We start from the raw sequence: 16,926 nt of genomic DNA, 5'->3' as shown, positions 1-16,926 counted from the left end.
GGGCTAGGGCAGGCGGAAGCCGCCCGGGATGTCGCCGAGCACGGAGTCCATGCGCAGCGCACCCGTCGGCGCGTGCAGCGGGCCCTGCAGCGGGGTGCGGCAGGCCACGTTGAACGGCGGGCCCCAGATGCCGCCGTTGATCATGCCGATCACGCGGTCGCCCACCATCAGCGGCGCACCCGAATCGCCCTGCATGGCGCAGACCTGGTTGGTGTTGCGCTGCTCCCAATCGGTGTAGGTGTGGCCGCAGGTGGTGCCGGAGGCCACGCCGGTCTTGCACACCACGCCACCCGGCTTCACCGGTGCGCCGCCCAGGTGGTTGACGGTCACGCCGTTGTAGGAGCGGGTGACCTCGGCGTTGTCGGCGAGCGTGATCACGGCGTAGTCCAGCTCGCGGTTGACGTGTGTGATCGTACCGGTGCGGCCGAGCTGCCAGGAGTCCGCGGAGCGTACGGCGTCGCCGACGTTGCCGCAGTGGCCGGCGGTGACGGCGATTTTCTCGCCCCGGTCGTTGTAGCCGGCCGCCGTGGTGGTGCACATTACTTCCTTGCCGGGCTCGGACCCGACGTAGAGCGGGGTGCTCGGGCCGTAGAGGGCGCGGCCGCGACGCATCGCTTCGTCGGATTCGGCCGGAGTGCGCGGGGCATCGAAGAAGGAGCCGGGCACGCGGTGCAGGACTTTGTCCGCCATGGGCTTTCCGGCCAGGGCTTTGGACACCGGGTCGGTGCGCCACACGTAATTGAGCAGGTCGCCTACCGGCGCCTCCGCCTGCTGGGCGTGCGCCGCGGGGCTGCCGATAGCCGCTGAGGTGGCAATTAGAAACGCGGCGGTAAGCAGGCGGGCGGCGGACGAGCGGCGCATAGCAACCCCAATCACATTGGCAACATGAGTATCAACAGAGACATTCAACCACATCCTTTTCCTCCGCGCGTAGGCATTGCGCGCAGCTACAGTGTGGCCATGACGCAATCGCCAAAACTGACTGGGCACCTCGCCAACTTTGAACCGGCCATCGACACCACACGTCAAAAGCGCGAGGACCTCTACAAGTGGTTCCACCAACACCCGGAGCTTGCGATGCAGGAGGTGGAAACGTCCACACGCATCGCCGAAGAGCTCGCCGCCATCGGCTACGACGTCACGCCAGTGGGCGCGACCGGCCAGGTCGGTGTACTACGAAACGGTGACGGCCCGACGGTGTGCTTCCGCGCCGACTTCGACGCGCTGCCGATCGCGGAGGACACCGGCCTCGACTACTCCGCAGACCCGGCCCTGGGGCGCATGCACGCCTGCGGGCACGACATGCACACTGCCGCCCTGTTGGGCGCGGCGGAGGTACTTGCCCAGCACCGCGATGCGTGGTCCGGCACCTTCATCGCCCTGTTCCAGCCCGGCGAGGAAACAGGAGCCGGCGCGAAAGACATGAAAGACAGCGGGCTGGCCGACACAATCCAAAAACCCGACGTGGTCTTAGGCCAGCACGTCGGCACGATGATGGAGGGCTACGGCGTGGGCGCTCTCGCTGGCCCGGTGCTTGCCACGTGCGTGCAGACCAAGATCACTATCTACGGCTCCGGCTCCCACGGGTCCATGCCCCACACCGGCATCGACCCCGTGGTCATTGCCGCGAAGATCATCTTGAGCCTGCAGACCATCATTTCCCGCGGCGTGGATCCGCAGGAGATGGCGGTGCTCACCGTCGGCGCGGTGCACGGTGGTGATTCTCCGAACACCATCCCGGATTCGGCGGAGCTGAAGGTCTCCACCCGCACCTACACCAACGAGATGTCCGAGAAGATCAACGCGGACATCGCACGCATCGTGCGCGGCGAATGCGAGAATGCCGGCTGCGAGCGCGAACCAGAGTTTGAAATCGTTGGTTCGGCGCCGGAGTTCTGGAACGACGAGGACACCACGGCGACAGTCATGGCCGCGTTTACAGAACAGTTCGGCGAACAGACGCGAGACTTCGGACGCCTGTCCGGTTCGGAGGACTTCCCCACCATCGCCAACGCGTGGGGCGTGCCGTATTTCTACTGGGTGGTCGGCAGCAACAGCGACCCGGACGCCCCTTACAACCACTCGCCAAAGTTCGCGCCCGACCTCGATCCGGTGCTGGATTTGTCCACCCGCGCGATCATTGCCGGCATCTCCCCGTGGCTCATGAGGGGCTGAGGCGGTACCTTGAGCGCATGCACGAAGCCGCTAACGCCGAACAGCACCAGCCCCAGCAGCAGCGCCCCCGCCTGATCGTCCCGGATCTGGCGCGCGGCACCGCCCTTTTGGGCATCGCGATGGCGAACGCCGCGCAGGCCTGGGTTATCAACGATTGGTCGGAGGACCAGTCCCGGGTGGGCTGGTCCGTGGGCGGTGTGCGCCCGGACAGCGTGATCGACCAGGTAAGCGCCGTCTTCGCGGCCATGTTCATCCACGTGCGCGGCCTGCCGATGTTCTCCACGCTGCTGGGCTTCGGCTTCGGGCTGGTGGCGGCCAGCTTGTACCGCAAGCACTACCCCGCCAAACAGGCCCGCCGCGTGCTGTACCGCCGCTACGGCGCGCTCGCACTGTTCGGTGTGGCGCACATGTTCCTGCTGTTCTACGGCGACATCATGTTCAACTATGGCCTCGTGGGCATACTGCTCGCCGCGATGCTCACGCTCAGTTCAAAAACGCTGCGCATCATCGCCTACACCATCCTCGGCCTGTTCACAGCTTTCGGCGTCGCTGGCGGCATCGCGTCGTTCTACTTCGACGCGTCCGGCGGCTTCAACCAGACCGAACCCACCGTCACCTTCGACACTTTCGGGGAGTATTTCTCGTCCAACCTGGACATGGCGCTTGGGCTGCTGGCCGTGCAGCCGTTCGCTGCGGTGCAACTGTTATCGCTTGCCATCATCGGCTACGTGTGGGCGCGGGAGCAGGTGCTTACCGACGTCCACGCGCACCGCCGCACCCTCATCACCTGGAGCATCATCACCGGGCTGATCATCCTCTGCGTCGGCCTGCCCTGGGGCTTAGCCGCCGCGGGCGTGCTGCCGGACGAGTGGGAGCTGCCACTGTTCGTGCTCAACCAGGCGCTCGGCTACCTCACCGGCCCGGGCATCCTGGCGCTGCTCGCGCTGGCCACAGACGAGCTGAACAACCGGGTCCCGGGTTGGGCGCGCGCGTTCGTGGCGCTGGGCAAGCGCTCCATGTCGGGGTATCTCGCGCAGTCGTTCCTCTTCATCGCTATTTGCACCCCGGCGTTTTTGGGCATCGGCCTGGACGCCTCGGTCACCGGCAAGCTCATCATCGGCTTTGTGGTGTGGCTGATTAGCCTGTTGCTGGCGGTGGCACTGGATCGGGCGGGCAAGCAAGGCCCGTTCGAGTGGGCACACCGCCACCTCTCCTACGGCAAGACGGGAAGGATTGAGCCGAAATATGATCAGCCTCAAATCACTGCATGAGATGACACCTATGCAGGTCCACCAGCTGTACAAGCTGCGTGTGGACGTATTCGTGGCCGAGCAGAACTGCCCCTTCAACGAGATCGACGACCAGGACGCCCACCCCGACACCCGCCACATCCTCGTCTTCGACGGCGACACGCTGGCCGGCTGCGCCCGCGTCTTCCCCACCGAGGACGGCTCGCGCTTCGGCCGGTTTGTGGTTCACCCCGATTTCCGCGGGTCCGGCCTCGGCCCGGAGATCGTGCGCACCGGCGTCGCATACACCGAGCGCTTCGACGGCGATCTCATCGTGGAGGCCCAGTCCGGCCTGGTGGGCTACTATGAGCAGTTCGGGCTTGTTGCCGAGGGCGAGGAGTTCCTGGACACCGGCGTCCCGCACAGAAAAATGCGGCTGGCCCGCTAGGGGCTCAAGCCGCATCGTTGCAGGTTAACCTGCTACTGGTCGGACCTGCGGTCGTCGACAAGCGTGTCGTTCTCGCCGCTGCGATCCAACCTGAAGCCCTCGGGGAACTTCCAGGAATCGTCCTCCGCGTCGTACTCGAGCTCGGGGCGCTCGACCTCGTTGCCTTCAGAGTCGTAGCCCGGGGCCGGCTTGTTCTCGCCCTCCTCGAGCTTCTCCGCGGTGTCGGTCTTCTCCCAGGTACGCGAGCGGGTCTTGCGCGCCGCGGCGGAGTCGTCGTTCATCGCCTTCATCAGCGAGTACATCATGACGAAGTACATGAAGAAGAACGGCAGCGCGATGATGATCACCACTTGCTGCAGGGCTTCGATGCCGGAGTCATTGATAAACAGCAGCGCGCCGGTGACCAAGCCGACGGCCACGACCCAGCCCACGCGGTAGAAGGTGGGCGACTTGTTCTCCTCGCCGGAGGCGAACATGTCCATCACCAGGGCAGCGGAGTCCATCGAGGTGACAAAGTAGAACACGATCACCACCAACGCCACGGTGCCGGTGACGGCGTACAGCGGGTAATCCGCGAGCAGGGTGAACAGCGCCTGCGGGGTATCGCCCTCCTCCACCACCGGGGTGGTGAGCACGCCCGGGTCGCGCTCCTCCATGTCAATGGCCGCGCGGCCGAAGATGGAAAACCAAATCAGGTCGAAGGTGGTGGGCAAAAGCAGCGTGCCGCCGATGAACTCGCGCACGGTCCGGCCACGGGAGATGCGGGCGAAGAACATGCCCACAAACGGCGACCAGCAGATCGTCCACGCCCAGTAGAAGGCGGTCCAGGTGGCGTGCCAGCCCGGGTTGTCGTTGTAGGAGTCCACCCAGAACATCAGCTCCGGCAGCGACTGGGCGTAGATGCCGAAGGACTCGGTGATCTGGCCGAGCAGCTTCAGCGTGGGGCCGGTGAACAGCACGAAGATCATCAGCAGGATCGTGCCGGCGATATTCAGGTTGGACAGGATCTTCACACCCTTGTCCAGGCCCGTGGCCACGGAAATTGACGCGGCGAGGGTGATCGCGCAGATGATGCCGATTTGTACGGGGGTGACCAGCGGGACGTCCCAAAGAATGTTCATGCCCGCAGAAATCTGCAGCACACCCAGGCCCACGGACACGGCGAGGCCGAAGACGGTGCCGATGATGCCCAGCGCATCGAGCAACTTGCCCGGGGTGTCGTACACCTTGCCGCCGAGCAGCGGCGAGAACATCGACGACATACGCGCGGGCATTTTTCGCTTATAGACGAAGTACCCCACGGCCAGACCCGGCAACGTGAAGATGACCCACATGTGGATGCCGAAGTGGTAGTAGGTGAACTGGAACGCCTGGATAATCGCGTCGCGGCTCATGGAGTCGTAGCCGCCGCGCGGCGGGTTGTAGGCGTGGTTCAGCGGCTCGGCCGCACCCCAGAACATCAGCGTCGCGCCCATGCCTGCGGCGAAGAGCATCGCGAACCAGACGGGGTAGGAATACTCCGGCTCGTCGTCGTCATCGCCCAAGCGCAGGTTGCCGTAGCGGGAGATGAACACCACGATCAGGAAGATCAGCGTGGCAGAGACGCCGCCGACGTAGAGCCACGTGAAGTGGTCCATAAGCCAGCCGGAGATGTCCGCGTAGGTTTCGCGGGCCCGGTCGCCGAACGCCAGCGTGGCGGCGACGAACACCAGGATGAAACCCAGCGCGGAGAAGAAAATAAGGGGGTCAGTTTGCAAACGGCGTGTGCGCGCCATGCGTGGTCCTATCTAGATTTTTGGTGGTGTTAGCGTCCGGGCTTGATCAGCGTGCCGGCAAGCGAAGACGTGACGGCGGAGCCCACCAGCACGCCGACGGTGTAGAGGATGCCGGTCACCCCCAGCATCTGCAGCAGCCAACCGAAAAACAGCGCGCCAATAACGGCACCCGCGATTGCGACGACCCAACGTCCCATAGTGAAAACCTTCCTGAGCTTTAATTTGCGGTGTGTTCGAACCACGGTACCGATTTGCTAGGCTCAGCCTCTGCAACGCGGGCTTGAGAGGGACGACAACCGTGGCTGATAACGAGCAAAAACTCCTCGAACGATTCATGTGGCTTTCCATCGCCGCAGCGGTGCTGACCATTGTGTTGAAGGCCACCGCCGCCTGGGTGACGGGCTCGGTGGGCTTTCTTTCAGACGCCATCGAATCCGGCATCAACCTCATCGCCGCCGCGGTGGGCCTGTGGGCGCTGAAGCTGTCGGCCAAGCCCGCGGACGCGAACCACCACTTCGGCCACGCCCGCGCCGAATACTTCTCCGCGCAGGTGGAAGGCTCACTGATTCTCTTGGCCTCTGTGGCCATCATGGTCACCGCCGTGGACAGGCTGATCCACCCCGTGCCGGTGGAGCAGCTCGGCATCGGCCTGGCCTTTTCCGTCGTGGCCACCGCCATCAACGGCGCCGTTGGCGTGGTGCTGATCCGCGCGGGCAAGAAGTACCGCTCCACCACCCTCGACGCCGACGGGCACCACTTGCTCACCGACGTCTGGACCACCGTCGGCGTCATCGTCGGCATGGCCTTGGTGTGGCTGACCGGCTGGCAGCCACTCGACCCAATCGTCGCTTTAGTGGTGGGCGCGAACATCATGTTCACCGGCTACAAGCTGCTCAAGGGCGCGATCCTGGGCCTGCTTTCCGAGTCGCTGCCGAAGGAAGAAAACCAGATCGTCCACGCCTACCTGGACGAGTACGGCGCCGCTAACGGCGTGAAGTTCACCTCGGTACGCACCACCGCCGCCGGCCGCGAGCGCATGGTCAACCTGGTCATGCAGGTCCCCGGCGACTGGACCGTCGCGCACGCCCACGACCACGCCGACGAGGTCGAGGTCGGCGTGGCCGAAGCCCTCGGCGGCGCGGAAACCATCGTGCACGTGGAGCCGCTGGGCCATCCCACCCGCACCGGCCCGATGTCGGTGTAGTTTCGCGCTGTTAGTCTCGCGGGCATGTTTGCAGCATTGCTCATCGCCGAGGTCGCGTTTTGGGGGTGCCTCTTTCTCGGCCTGCTCATGCGCTACACCTTCCACCAACCGCGGCTCGGCTTGTGGCTGCTCGCGGCGACACCGGCAATCGACTTGCTACTACTCATCTACGCAGCCTACGACTTGCACAACACGGGCCAAGCCGACTTCTTCCACGGCTTTGCCGCGTTCTACGTGGTGTTTTCCGTCGTGTTTGGGCGGGATCTCATCGCCACGATGGACCGGAAGTTCTCCGGGGCCAACACCAAGCCGGAGACAACAGCCAGCTTGGGCAAGTGCGTGCTCGCCAGTGTCATCACTGCGCTTGTCCTGGTCGGGCTCATCGTGGTCACCGGCATGGCCGGAAGTTTCTGGCTGCTGTATTGGCTCATCGCTGTGGCGTTCACGCCGTTGATGTGGTGGGGCATCGACCGCTGGATCGCACATCGCACGTCGAAGTAGCAACCCCGAGCTGATGTGCTAGTAAGCACCTCAGGGCAACTAGCAAATCAAGTGTCCAACTTTTCGTTTGCCCAGGTGATACTGGAACCCGATTTCAGCAACAGCGTCATCTGCTAGTTCTGTTTTTGGGCAACTAGCAGATCCGCAGCCCGCCCCAGCCCGAAAACGCATAGGCTGTCCCCATGGCTGATTCGATCAAGGATCCCGAGCTCTACGAGGCCCTGCTGCGCGAGGGCAACTCCAAGTCCAAGGCGGCTGCCATCGCGAATGCGGCGGCGCGCGACGGCCGCTCGGCTGTCGGCGAGCGCGGCGGCGAGTCCGGCTCCTACGAGGACTGGACCAAAGACGAGCTGTATGAACGCGCCCAGGAGCTCGACATCGAGGGGCGCTCCGAGATGACCAAAGACGAGCTCATCGAGGCGCTGCGTGACTAAGCCGCTTGACCTGCGCTGTTACTTCGTCACTGGCCAGGGCGCGGACGTCGTGGAGCGCGCCCGCCAGGCCGCGGCCGGCGGCGCGGGCGTGATCCAGGTGCGCTCGAAGCCGATCTCCGCACGCGAGCTCTACGCGCTCTCCCGCGCCGTCGCAGAAGCAGTCCACTCCGTCAACCCGCAAACGCATGTGCTTATCGACGACCGCGCCGACGTCGCCGCCGCCCTCCGCAACCAGGGCATCTCCGGCGTCCACGTCGGCCAGGACGACCTGGACGTGCGGGTGGTGCGCGAGCTGCTTGGCCCGGACGCGATCATCGGCCTGACCACCGGCACCCTGGAGCTGGTCCAGGCCGCCAACGAGAACAGGGACGTCATCGATTACATCGGCTGCGGGCCGTTCCGCTCCACCCCGACGAAGGATTCCGGCCGCGCCCCGATCGGGCTCGACGGCTACCCAGAGCTGGTGGCCGCCTCCGAGCTGCCGCTGGTGGCCATCGGCGACGTCACCGCCGACGACGCCTACGATCTCGCCGCCCAGGGCGTGGATGGGCTGGCCATCGTGCGCGGCATCATGCACGCCGGCGACTCGAAGGCGTACTGCGAGCGCGTCGTCGCCGAGTTCGACCGCGGTGCGCAGGCCCACGCAGCCACGAGCTAGCCACACAACCCCAGAGGAAGCACCCCTGAGTAAGGCCGAAATTAGGGCAAACTCGTGCTTTGTTCCTCAGGGTCTGTGCGCACGGGCGTCGCTGAGGTCCGGCTGAACCACACGAAACTCGCTTCCACACCGACACGAACGCGCTACCCTGTCAAGCGTGAATGTTTCGGTCGTCGGCGCAGGAATTATCGGCCTGGCCACCGCACTTACCCTGGCAGACCGCGGCCACACGGTCACGGTCCACGACCCCGAGCCTGCCTCCGGCGCCTCCCATCACGCGGGAGGCATGCTCGCTCCGACTGCGGAGGTGGTGTACAAGCAGGACCCTCTCTTCCCGCTGATGCGCGCCTCCGCCGAGTGGTACCCGAACCTGATCAAACTCACCGCCAAGTACACGGACCTGCCCACGGGTTACCGCACGGACGGCACGCTCGTGGTCGCGCGCGACATCGCGGACAAGACCCACCTGAACGAGCTGCGCGATTACCAGTCCCGGCACGGCATGGCTGTGGACAAGCTCACCGTGCGCCAGGCCCGGAAGCTCGAGCCGGCGCTCTCCCCCGCCATCAACGGCGCTGTCAGCATCGACGGCGACCACCAGGTGCAGCCCCGCCTGTTTACGCGTGCGCTTATCCGCGCCTGCCGGTCCGCCAACGTCGCCTTCACCACCAACCGCATCGACCGCCTCGACCAGCTCGACAACGCCGACCAGGTTGTCGTTGCCAACGGCCTCGGCGCCCAACACCTCGTGGAAGGCCTGGATCTGCGCCCGGTCTACGGCGACGTGCTGCACGTGCGGGTCCCGCAGCACCAGTACCCGCTGCTAACACGGGTGGTCCGCGGGTTTGTGGAGGACCGCCCCGTCTACCTCATCCCTAGAAAAGACGGCACGCTGACCATCGGCGCGACCACCCGTGAGGACGGTCGCGGTCAGCCCCAGGTCCAGGGCATCCACCAGCTGCTGCGTGACGCCATCGAGCTCGTTCCGGCGCTGGAAGAGTGCGACTTCGTCGAGGCCACCGCGGGCGCGCGCCCCGGCACGCCGGACGACCTGCCCTACCTCGGCCGCGTCGACGAGCGCACGGTCGTGTCCACTGGCTACTTCCGGCACGGGATTCTGCTGGCGGGGTTGGGGGCGCGGGTTGGGGCGGAGCTCGTCGATAGGCATGAGCCCTCAATAGACTTGACCGCGTGCGACCCGAGGAGGCATTCATGAACATCACGCTCAACGGAGAAGCGGCCACCACCGCCGCCGCGACGGTGGAGGAACTCGTGGCGGAGGTCGGCGCACCCGCCGACGGCACCGCAGTGGCCATCGACGGCGAAGTCGTGCCGCGATCGCAATGGGGGCGCAAGCTTATCGACGGCTGCTCCGCCGACATCCTCACCGCAGTGCAAGGAGGCTAAACGTGCTGGAGATCGCCGGAAAGCAGTTCGGCTCGCACCTGATCATGGGCACGGGCGGGGCGAGCTCGTTTGACATGCTGGAGCAGGCCTTGAGGGCCTCCGGCACGGAGCTGACCACGGTGGCGATGCGCCGCCACAGCGCGAAAACCGGCGGCGGGGAGAGCGTGTTTGACCTGCTGAAGCGCCTGGGCATCGCGCCGCTGCCGAACACCGCCGGCTGCCGCACCTCGCGCGACGCGGTGATCACGGCGAAGCTGGCGCGCGAGGCGCTGGGCACCAATTGGGTGAAACTCGAGGTCATCGCGGACGACCGCACGCTGCTTCCCGACGTGGTGGAGACCGTGGACGCCTGCGAGATGCTCGTCGACGAGGGCTTTACCGTGCTGGCCTACACCTCCGACGACCCGGTAGCCGCCAAGCGCTTAGAGGACTTGGGCGCGGCGGCAGTGATGCCGCTGGGCTCGCCGATCGGCACCGGGCTTGGCATTTTGAACCCGCACAACATCGAGCTGATCTGCTCACGCGCGGAGGTGCCGGTGCTTATCGACGCTGGCGTGGGCACCGCCTCCGACGCATCGCTCGCCATGGAGCTGGGGTGCTCGGGCGTGCTGCTGGCGAGCGCGGTGAACCGCTGCCAGGACCCGGTGGCAATGGCGCAGGCCATGCGGCACGCGGTGGAGGCCGGCAGACTTGCGCGCGCCGCCGGGCGGATTCCGAAGCGCGAGCACGCCGTGGCGTCCTCCACCTTCGATGGCCTGGCCAGCTGGGCGGACGAGGTTTTATAAGTGCTGCCCGAGCGAGAACTCAAGCGCACCGCGCGCCAGATGAACCTGCCCGACTTCGGCCCGGAGCAGCAGCAGCGGCTTTACGACGCCCACGTGCTGGTCATCGGCGCGGGCGGCCTGGGCTGCCCCGTCATGCAGACGCTGGCGGCAACCGGCGTCGGCCGCATCACGGTGTGGGACGACGACACGGTGGATCTAACCAACATCCACCGCCAGATCCTCTTCGGCGCGCAAGATGTGGGCCGCCGGAAGGTCGACGTGGCCGCCGAGCGGTTGCGCGCCCTGCAGCCGGACATCCAGGTCACGGCGGTGAACAACAGGCTCAGCCCCGATAACTTCATCGAGGCGCTCGAGGGCATCGACTTGCTCATCGACGGCTCCGACACGTTTGCCACCAAATTCCTCGCCGCCGACGCCGCCGAGGTCACCGGCACGCCGCTGTTGTGGGGCTCCGTGCTGCGCTACCGCGGCGACATCGCTCTGTGGTGGTCTGGCCCCGGCGCGCCCGCGGATGGGGTGGGTCTTCGCGACCTCTACCCCACCCAGCCGGACGCGGATTCCGTGCCGGACTGCGCCACCGCCGGCGTGCTCGGCGTGACCACCTCGGTGGTCGGTTCGCTCATGTCCACCGAGGCGGTGAAGTTCCTCGCAGGCATCGGCGAGATTCAGGTGGGCAGGCTGCACATGTACGACGCGCTTTCCGCCACGATGCGCCGCTTCACCGTAACCCGCGACCCGGCGCGCGAGCTCGCCACCACTCTGGGCACCTACACCGAGGCGTGCACCGTGAACACCGAAGGGCAAGAGCTTTTCGACGCCCTCACGGCCCACCACCTCCCCTCCCTCGACGTCCGCGAACCGCACGAGAAGGCGATCGCGGATCTGCCCGTGCCCGGGATAAACCTCCCGCTCAGCGAGGTGGAGCGGGACCCGGAGGCGGTATCGAGGACGCTTGAGCAGTTCTCGCCCGGCGACGAGGTTGTTGTGTATTGCGCTGGTGGTGTGCGCTCCGAAGGGTTCGTCGAGAAGCATGGCGCCCTGGCCGAAACTTTGGGGATTTCTTTGAAATCTTTGCCCGGTGGCGTGCAACGCTGGACATAAACTGCAATACTTTTGTCATGCAGATCACAAAGACCGCCCCCATTGTTGCCACCGCCACTCTCATCGCCGCCGCTGCCACGCTCGCACCGGCCGCATCCGCCAACAGCGCCGCCTACTCCAACGCCGCAGGCGACGTCCGCTGTGAGATCTACCAGGTCAACGGCACCACGAAGACCATCTGCGTATCCGACCCCGCACGCAAGGCACAGCCGGAGTGCAACCCGCCGGAGCAGCTCGCCCCGGCCGTAAGCGTCGGTGACGGATCCGCCGCTGTCCACTGCTGGAACCAGGGCTTTACTAACCCGCCACAGAAGTTGAACCCGCTGCAGGTCAAGCAGCTCGGCTCCGCCTACATCGCCCCGGATTTCTCCGGCAACCTGTACGTGGCGGACATTGCCACCCGCGCGATCATCCGCGCCGGCGCCACCAACCAGGTGCTGTTCAAGCTCTAGAAGAATCTCACGCGCACTCGTCTCCGCGGCGTCATCGCTTCTTTGACCGCCACCACCACAAGCACTTCTAGCGCTTCCGCCAGCGAGAGCTTCAATCCCGCAGGGCGTGGAGTGGCCCGCCGCCCACGGCGCGCTACCCGCGCAGCCGCCGTACGCCACGTTTGCCAACCAACAGGACACTGTGCGCTGCGGTGTCTACGCCATCAACGTCCAGGACTTCATCCACTGCCTCAGCCTGGTGGACACCATGCCGGGTCTCATGTGCGCCGGCACCGACGAGGTCCCGTTCAGCCTCGAGGACAAACTGAACGAACAGGCTGGCGAGTACACCACCGCCACAATCTCGATGACCAAGCACGTGGTTGTCGACGGCAACCTCGTCACCGGCCAGAACCCTATGAGCGCTGCCGGCGTCAGCGAAGCAGTGCTGGAAACTCTGAGCTAGTGATTTGCTTTCACTACCTCGCCGGAGCGAGTCCCGGTCCATTCCCCATCTCGAACCACATGAGCTCCATTGACAAAGACATGGTCAATGCCATCAGGGTGTCGGACAGGGTCCGTAAAAGTGGCGTTATCGGTAACACCACTTTGTCTGAAAGCGACCAAGTCTGCGGTCATACCTGATTTGATCCTGCCCCTGGTTGTAAAACCGAAGATATCGGCGGGCAGGCTCGTCATCCGTCGAATCGCTTCAGGCAGGGAGATCGCTTTCTCCTGGCCAACGTACCGGTCAAGGATGCGAGCGAACGTCCCATACGTCCGTGGATGCGGTCGCCCTCCGGTGCCCAATGGCAAACCATCGGACCCGATTGTCGTGAACGGGTCTTCCAAGATTTCGATAACGTCTTCTTCTTGCATTGCATGCACCACCATCGAAACCTGAAGGTCTTCTTCAATTAGCACGCGAGCTAACGCGTGCCCCGGATCGAGATCAAAGACATGCGAGAGCTCCAGGATCGATTTTCCATCGAATCGGCCCGTCTTGCTGCTGCCGATCACTACTCCATCCCAGCCTGCAGCACGTGCGAAGTTCTCAAAGTCGTATGAGTTCTCGATTTGGTCAAGTGCGGTGTTGAGATCTTTTTCGCTCTTCAGATATTGGAGCAAACGCTCGCTACCACCAGCGTGCATCCATGGCGGAAGAACTGCCGTGAGCATCGTGCTTGCTGCCGGATACGGGTAGAGGTCCTGCGTAATACGCATCCCCCTATCACGACTCCGCCGAAGAAGCTCTAGCGCATCCGGTATAAGCGAGCGCTTCTGCTTGTTCGCAAATTTCAAGTGCGAGATATGTACCTTTGCCCGCGAATTCACTGCATGCCCGAGAATCTCAGAGATACTCTCGAGCAGCCCAAGACTTTCATTTCGCATATGGCTGGTATAGACCGCAGATGAAGGAAGCCTACTCACTAGGTATCCAAGCTCGTCTGGTGGAGTAAATACACCAGGGGGATAAATCAGGCCGGACGATAGTCCAACAGCACCTTCCTCCAAGGCGTCATCCAGCAGCCTCGACAGCTCTAGCTTCTCCGCTCTTGATAGTTCTGACGAGTCCTCCCCTTTCACCGCAATACGGAGAGAGTTATGCCCAACGAGCATCGCGTAGTTGGTTATTGGACCTGCCTGCTCAATCGCCGACACGTATTCACGATATGACTTCCACTCAAACTCTTGACTTGGAAAAATGCGCCTTACTAACCGATAAAAACCATCGGCCGTGGCTGAGTTGATCGGCGCCAAGCTAAAACCGCAATTGCCAACTACTTCCGTTGTAACCCCCTGCATCACCTTCGATATGTCTTCAACCTCTAGGAGAGGCGAGTTATCCGAGTGCGCGTGTGTTTCTATGAAACCTGGAGAGAGGAAGTAGCCGCTTAAATCAACTACGTTGTCTGCCTTCACTGAGGATTTCTCGGCACGAGAGAACACTCGTTTGATAGAGGTCCCCTCTACTAACAGGTCAAGAGCCTTCGGCTCGGATCCGTCACCGTCAAGAACAAGGGCGCCAGTCAACAGAGTATGCGTCACTTCACTGCCTCACTCTCTTCTTGCTCGGCGGCTTGGCGCTCGCGGGCTGGATCGAGCTCAATACGCTTGAGAATTATGAGCGCGACACTGGAAACCACGAGGAGTGCCACCATCGCCATGAGGCCACCGGCGGAGGATCCGGTCGCATCCCGGACATACCCCATAATGGTTGGGGCAACAAACCCGCCCAGGATCCCAAATGTGTTGATGTATGCAATCCCGCCAGCAGCGGCGGTTCCTCCGAAAATTTCACCAGGAACAGCCCAAAAGACGGTGTAAGCGGCCCAAACCATACAAACAGCGACCAGCAGCAGAAGGTAGGGTGGCAGAAAAGCCTCCGTCTTTACAAAAGCAGCACCAACGAGCCCGACGATTGCGACGCAGGACGGGATAAATGTGTGCCAGAACCGCTCTCGCTGTTTGTCCGAGCTCCGCGTGATCATGATCATCACAACGATGGTGACGAAGTACGGCAACGAAGTCAGCATGCCGTTCTGAAAACGATCTTCGACGCCATAGTCCCCCAGAATCGATGGAAGCCAGAAACTCGTGGCGTAAATGCCACACATGATGCCGAAATATGCGGCAGCCATAACGTGGACCTGCGGCAGCTTGAGCGCATCGGAAAACTTAGTCGAGGTATGACCTTCCGCTGTTTTTTCCAAAGTTTCGCCAAGCGTGCGCTTTTCTTCCTCGCTCAACCAATTCGCTTCTTCGGGAGAATCCGCCATCGTGAACCAGAAAATGATTCCGAGCACGACAGCCGGCAACCCTTGAATGGGGAACATCCACTGCCATCCGGATAGGCCTAGAACTCCATCCATTCCCTCGATAATTAACGCCGAACCAGCGGAGCCAAGAATCGAGCCAATTGGACCAGCGAGCATATAAACGCCCATCGCAGTAGCCATGCGCTTCGCCGGGTACCAGTAGGTCAGGTACAGAATGATTCCCGGTGCAAAACCTGCCTCGAAAATCCCTAGGAGAACTCGTAACAAATAGAGGTGCCACGCTTCGGAAACATACATCGTTGCCGAGGACGCTAGCCCCCACAGGACCATGATTCGGGTGATCGTTCGACGCGCCCCTACCCGGTTCATCCAAAGGTTGCTAGGAATCTCAAGACTTGCATATGCGAGAAAGAAGATGCCGGCTGCAAGACCGAATACTGCATCTGTCAAGTAGGGGTAGTCATCTTGGATATACAACTTTGCAAAACCAAGATTGACTCGATCCAGGTACGCAAACACATAACAAAGCAGGAGAAGCGGCAAAACTCGCTTGTTTATCTTCTTAAATAAAGCATCCTCACGATGTTCCCGTGCGATCAACATCACTTTTCCTTTCCTATGCGGGGATTTGCCACAGATTAGAGTCGATTGTGCTCTAGGCTTCAGATTGCATTATTTTCATTAAAAACAATCAGTTTCCGCATTTTTTAACCAATAGGGTGACTTATATGCACGTTGACATCACGGACCTTGAGATTGTCGACTACATCCAAAGAGACCCCACGATTAGTCTTAAAGAAATTTCGAAAGAAATCAGGCTGTCTGAATCGACTGTTCAACGAAGATGGCGGCGACTCACAGAGGAAGGACTCGCTTGGACAGGAGCGGCTCTACACCCCAGTGCATCTGCCGGCCTCTTTATCAAGTTCTCGGTCCAAGAAAGTCACCTAGCGAGCTTGCTTTACAAGAATGACCTCGTCACGGTCGGGCGCCTTCCCGGTGTCAACCGTTACTTCGGCCTCATCATCCGTGATGATCTAGAAAAAGCGCTTTCAGCACTGCAAGACAATTACCCCGAGCTGCGAGACGCGGACGACCTCACTGTTTACCCTTTCGTTGCGATCGGAGGAGGCGTCACATGGAAGCAGGAAATCATCGATCACCCGGGCCTCAACACTCCCCTTCCCCTACCGCTCGAAGACACTCCACCCCCTCACAGATCGTTTAGCCCCCTCGACAAGAAGGTATTTTCTGCGTTATCGAAGGATGCGAGGGCATCGATCCGAGAAATCACAGCAGTAGTGGGGGCCTCGTCGAGTTCGGTTCAGCGCTCGCGAGATCGGCTACTGGATGATCGGGTAATGGTTTTTCGGTGCGATGTGGCTCGTCGAAAGTTCGACTACAAATTCTCCATCGTGGTGAGCATGCGTGCGAGCCAGGACTCAGCCAGAGCATTGGTTAGAGAACTTAGCGAATGGTCGGAATCCCGCTTCTGTGCGGAAGTGATCAGCGCAAACAATGTGGTAGCAGTTTTCGGCGTACGTGACGCTCACCTTATCAGTGACCTGCTTTCACGGATCGAAAAGACACATCCCACAGCAAGAATCATGGACTACGAAATCTGTTCCGGGATGGAGAAAGTTTACGGATGGGTGCTTGATCGGCGAGGACATCAAATCGGGCATGTGACACCACAACCGTGGTGAACAAACGCTACGGCCAGGCCAACGCCATGAACCTGGGGAAGTGGGACGCGTGGAACTGCGCCGACACCAACGCCTTCGCCAGCGCCCCGAAGATGGGCAATCTGCAGCTGCGCCGCTACGGCACCACGTTCGTCGCCAGTGACACCAAGGGCCACTTTTTCATCGGCACCCGGGAACTCAGCCGCGTCATCCGCGTCGGCGAGATTAACGACATTTACGCCGACCGCGGCCGCATCATCGCGTTCAACTCGAAGCTGCGTGTTGCGACCGGCTAGTTGGTAGCGGTGTGGTG

At 62.5% G+C, this 16,926-nt stretch carries 20 protein-coding genes; 15 read left to right on the top strand and 5 right to left on the bottom strand.

The genetic code is table 11. The features are described from left to right. Nucleotides 1–3 precede the first annotated feature (3 nt). Nucleotides 4–861, bottom strand: a complete 858-nt coding sequence (locus HMPREF3151_RS02755) for a chymotrypsin family serine protease (protein ID WP_070473270.1) — start codon at nt 859–861, stop codon at nt 4–6. Between the two features lie 99 nt (nt 862–960). Here HMPREF3151_RS02755 and HMPREF3151_RS02750 point away from each other — a divergent pair, with 99 nt between their 5' ends. Genes HMPREF3151_RS02750 through HMPREF3151_RS02740 form a run of 3 tightly spaced genes read left to right on the top strand, consistent with a single transcriptional unit; the run spans nt 961 to nt 3,852 of the window. Next, nucleotides 961–2,175 carry an amidohydrolase gene (locus tag HMPREF3151_RS02750; RefSeq protein WP_070473268.1) on the top strand — a complete coding sequence of 405 codons (1,215 nt, stop codon included), beginning with the start codon at nt 961–963 and terminating at the stop codon, nt 2,173–2,175. 17 nt (nt 2,176–2,192) lie between these two features. Next, entirely contained in the window at nt 2,193–3,446 is a 1,254-nt protein-coding gene (locus HMPREF3151_RS02745; RefSeq protein ID WP_070473266.1) for a DUF418 domain-containing protein, read from the top strand. A 1-nt stretch (nt 3,447) separates the two neighbouring features. Beyond that, a complete protein-coding gene (locus HMPREF3151_RS02740; protein WP_246815181.1) occupies nt 3,448–3,852 on the top strand; it encodes a GNAT family N-acetyltransferase in 405 nt (134 codons plus the stop codon). A 32-nt stretch (nt 3,853–3,884) separates the two neighbouring features. On the opposite strand, the gene HMPREF3151_RS02735 is transcribed toward HMPREF3151_RS02740, so the two are convergent. Continuing rightward, nucleotides 3,885–5,627: a BCCT family transporter gene (locus HMPREF3151_RS02735; RefSeq protein WP_083290145.1), complete on the bottom strand. Its 1,743-nt coding sequence runs from the start codon at nt 5,625–5,627 to the stop codon at nt 3,885–3,887. 29 nt (nt 5,628–5,656) lie between these two features. Then, nucleotides 5,657–5,824, bottom strand: coding sequence for a glycerol dehydrogenase (locus HMPREF3151_RS02730; RefSeq protein WP_070473261.1), 168 nt, complete (start codon nt 5,822–5,824; stop codon nt 5,657–5,659). Between the two features lie 137 nt (nt 5,825–5,961). Between HMPREF3151_RS02730 and HMPREF3151_RS02725 the strand changes: the two genes are divergently transcribed. The 10 genes from HMPREF3151_RS02725 to HMPREF3151_RS12095 all read left to right on the top strand — a co-directional run bounded on the left by HMPREF3151_RS02725 (nt 5,962) and on the right by HMPREF3151_RS12095 (nt 12,614). Beyond that, nucleotides 5,962–6,831, top strand: coding sequence for a cation diffusion facilitator family transporter (locus tag HMPREF3151_RS02725; protein ID WP_070473258.1), 870 nt, complete (start codon nt 5,962–5,964; stop codon nt 6,829–6,831). A 24-nt stretch (nt 6,832–6,855) separates the two neighbouring features. After that, nucleotides 6,856–7,332 carry a hypothetical protein gene (locus HMPREF3151_RS02720; protein WP_070473255.1) on the top strand — a complete coding sequence of 159 codons (477 nt, stop codon included), beginning with the start codon at nt 6,856–6,858 and terminating at the stop codon, nt 7,330–7,332. A gap of 182 nt (nt 7,333–7,514) precedes the next feature. Further along, on the top strand, nt 7,515–7,766 hold the full coding sequence (locus tag HMPREF3151_RS02715; protein ID WP_070473252.1) for a DUF7218 family protein: 252 nt from the start codon (nt 7,515–7,517) through the stop codon (nt 7,764–7,766). Continuing rightward, nucleotides 7,759–8,424 carry a thiamine phosphate synthase gene (locus HMPREF3151_RS02710; RefSeq protein ID WP_070473249.1) on the top strand — a complete coding sequence of 222 codons (666 nt, stop codon included), beginning with the start codon at nt 7,759–7,761 and terminating at the stop codon, nt 8,422–8,424. Before HMPREF3151_RS02715 ends, HMPREF3151_RS02710 begins: the two co-directional genes overlap by 8 nt. A gap of 148 nt (nt 8,425–8,572) precedes the next feature. Further along, nucleotides 8,573–9,640 (top strand): glycine oxidase ThiO, encoded by a 1,068-nt coding sequence (thiO, locus tag HMPREF3151_RS02705; RefSeq protein ID WP_070473246.1) that lies wholly within the window; start codon nt 8,573–8,575, stop codon nt 9,638–9,640. Then, nucleotides 9,637–9,831, top strand: a complete 195-nt coding sequence (gene thiS, locus HMPREF3151_RS02700) for a sulfur carrier protein ThiS (protein WP_070473243.1) — start codon at nt 9,637–9,639, stop codon at nt 9,829–9,831. Before thiO ends, thiS begins: the two co-directional genes overlap by 4 nt. 2 nt (nt 9,832–9,833) lie before the next feature. Continuing rightward, the gene (locus HMPREF3151_RS02695; RefSeq protein WP_070473240.1) at nt 9,834–10,616 is read left to right on the top strand and encodes a thiazole synthase; all 783 of its coding nucleotides are present in this window, start codon (nt 9,834–9,836) and stop codon (nt 10,614–10,616) included. Then, nucleotides 10,617–11,717: a ThiF family adenylyltransferase gene (locus HMPREF3151_RS02690; RefSeq protein ID WP_210383707.1), complete on the top strand. Its 1,101-nt coding sequence runs from the start codon at nt 10,617–10,619 to the stop codon at nt 11,715–11,717. A gap of 17 nt (nt 11,718–11,734) precedes the next feature. Continuing rightward, entirely contained in the window at nt 11,735–12,169 is a 435-nt protein-coding gene (locus HMPREF3151_RS02685) for a hypothetical protein (RefSeq protein WP_070473237.1), read from the top strand. A 106-nt stretch (nt 12,170–12,275) separates the two neighbouring features. After that, complete coding sequence (locus HMPREF3151_RS12095) at nt 12,276–12,614, top strand: type 1 glutamine amidotransferase family protein (RefSeq protein WP_070473234.1); 339 nt, start codon at nt 12,276–12,278, stop codon at nt 12,612–12,614. On the opposite strand, the gene HMPREF3151_RS11500 is transcribed toward HMPREF3151_RS12095, so the two are convergent. Beyond that, on the bottom strand, nt 12,611–14,197 hold the full coding sequence (locus tag HMPREF3151_RS11500; protein WP_083290144.1) for an N-acyl-D-amino-acid deacylase family protein: 1,587 nt from the start codon (nt 14,195–14,197) through the stop codon (nt 12,611–12,613). The genes HMPREF3151_RS12095 and HMPREF3151_RS11500 overlap by 4 nt on opposite strands. Continuing rightward, nucleotides 14,194–15,531, bottom strand: a complete 1,338-nt coding sequence (locus tag HMPREF3151_RS02670; protein ID WP_070473229.1) for an MFS transporter — start codon at nt 15,529–15,531, stop codon at nt 14,194–14,196. Before HMPREF3151_RS02670 ends, HMPREF3151_RS11500 begins: the two co-directional genes overlap by 4 nt. Before the next feature lie 125 nt (nt 15,532–15,656). Here HMPREF3151_RS02670 and HMPREF3151_RS02665 point away from each other — a divergent pair, with 125 nt between their 5' ends. Continuing rightward, nucleotides 15,657–16,634, top strand: coding sequence for a winged helix-turn-helix domain-containing protein (locus tag HMPREF3151_RS02665; protein WP_141741284.1), 978 nt, complete (start codon nt 15,657–15,659; stop codon nt 16,632–16,634). Continuing rightward, a complete protein-coding gene (locus tag HMPREF3151_RS02660) occupies nt 16,628–16,909 on the top strand; it encodes a hypothetical protein (RefSeq protein WP_070473223.1) in 282 nt (93 codons plus the stop codon). Before HMPREF3151_RS02665 ends, HMPREF3151_RS02660 begins: the two co-directional genes overlap by 7 nt. The last annotated feature ends 17 nt before the right edge of the window (nt 16,910–16,926 follow it).

The organism is Corynebacterium sp. HMSC05H05, assembly GCF_001807265.1.
In the GTDB taxonomy this organism is placed as follows: domain Bacteria; phylum Actinomycetota; class Actinomycetes; order Mycobacteriales; family Mycobacteriaceae; genus Corynebacterium.
The sequence above is the reverse complement of the archived record's forward strand: the minus strand, read 5'-3'. Positions and strand labels throughout refer to the sequence as shown.

Bases quoted from the DNA above. Each gene is read 5' to 3' on its own strand.
- HMPREF3151_RS02755 (WP_070473270.1), bottom strand. From the start codon at position 861: ATGCGCCGCTCGTCCGCCGCCCGCCTGCTTACCGCCGCGTTTCTAATT.
- HMPREF3151_RS02750 (WP_070473268.1), top strand. From the start codon at position 961: ATGACGCAATCGCCAAAACTGACTGGGCACCTCGCCAACTTTGAACCG.
- HMPREF3151_RS02745 (WP_070473266.1), top strand. From the start codon at position 2,193: ATGCACGAAGCCGCTAACGCCGAACAGCACCAGCCCCAGCAGCAGCGC.
- HMPREF3151_RS02740 (WP_246815181.1), top strand. From the start codon at position 3,448: ATGACACCTATGCAGGTCCACCAGCTGTACAAGCTGCGTGTGGACGTA.
- HMPREF3151_RS02735 (WP_083290145.1), bottom strand. From the start codon at position 5,627: ATGGCGCGCACACGCCGTTTGCAAACTGACCCCCTTATTTTCTTCTCC.
- HMPREF3151_RS02730 (WP_070473261.1), bottom strand. From the start codon at position 5,824: ATGGGACGTTGGGTCGTCGCAATCGCGGGTGCCGTTATTGGCGCGCTG.
- HMPREF3151_RS02725 (WP_070473258.1), top strand. From the start codon at position 5,962: ATGTGGCTTTCCATCGCCGCAGCGGTGCTGACCATTGTGTTGAAGGCC.
- HMPREF3151_RS02720 (WP_070473255.1), top strand. From the start codon at position 6,856: ATGTTTGCAGCATTGCTCATCGCCGAGGTCGCGTTTTGGGGGTGCCTC.
- HMPREF3151_RS02715 (WP_070473252.1), top strand. From the start codon at position 7,515: ATGGCTGATTCGATCAAGGATCCCGAGCTCTACGAGGCCCTGCTGCGC.
- thiS (WP_070473243.1), top strand. From the start codon at position 9,637: ATGAACATCACGCTCAACGGAGAAGCGGCCACCACCGCCGCCGCGACG.
- HMPREF3151_RS02685 (WP_070473237.1), top strand. From the start codon at position 11,735: ATGCAGATCACAAAGACCGCCCCCATTGTTGCCACCGCCACTCTCATC.
- HMPREF3151_RS02670 (WP_070473229.1), bottom strand. From the start codon at position 15,531: ATGTTGATCGCACGGGAACATCGTGAGGATGCTTTATTTAAGAAGATA.
- HMPREF3151_RS02665 (WP_141741284.1), top strand. From the start codon at position 15,657: ATGCACGTTGACATCACGGACCTTGAGATTGTCGACTACATCCAAAGA.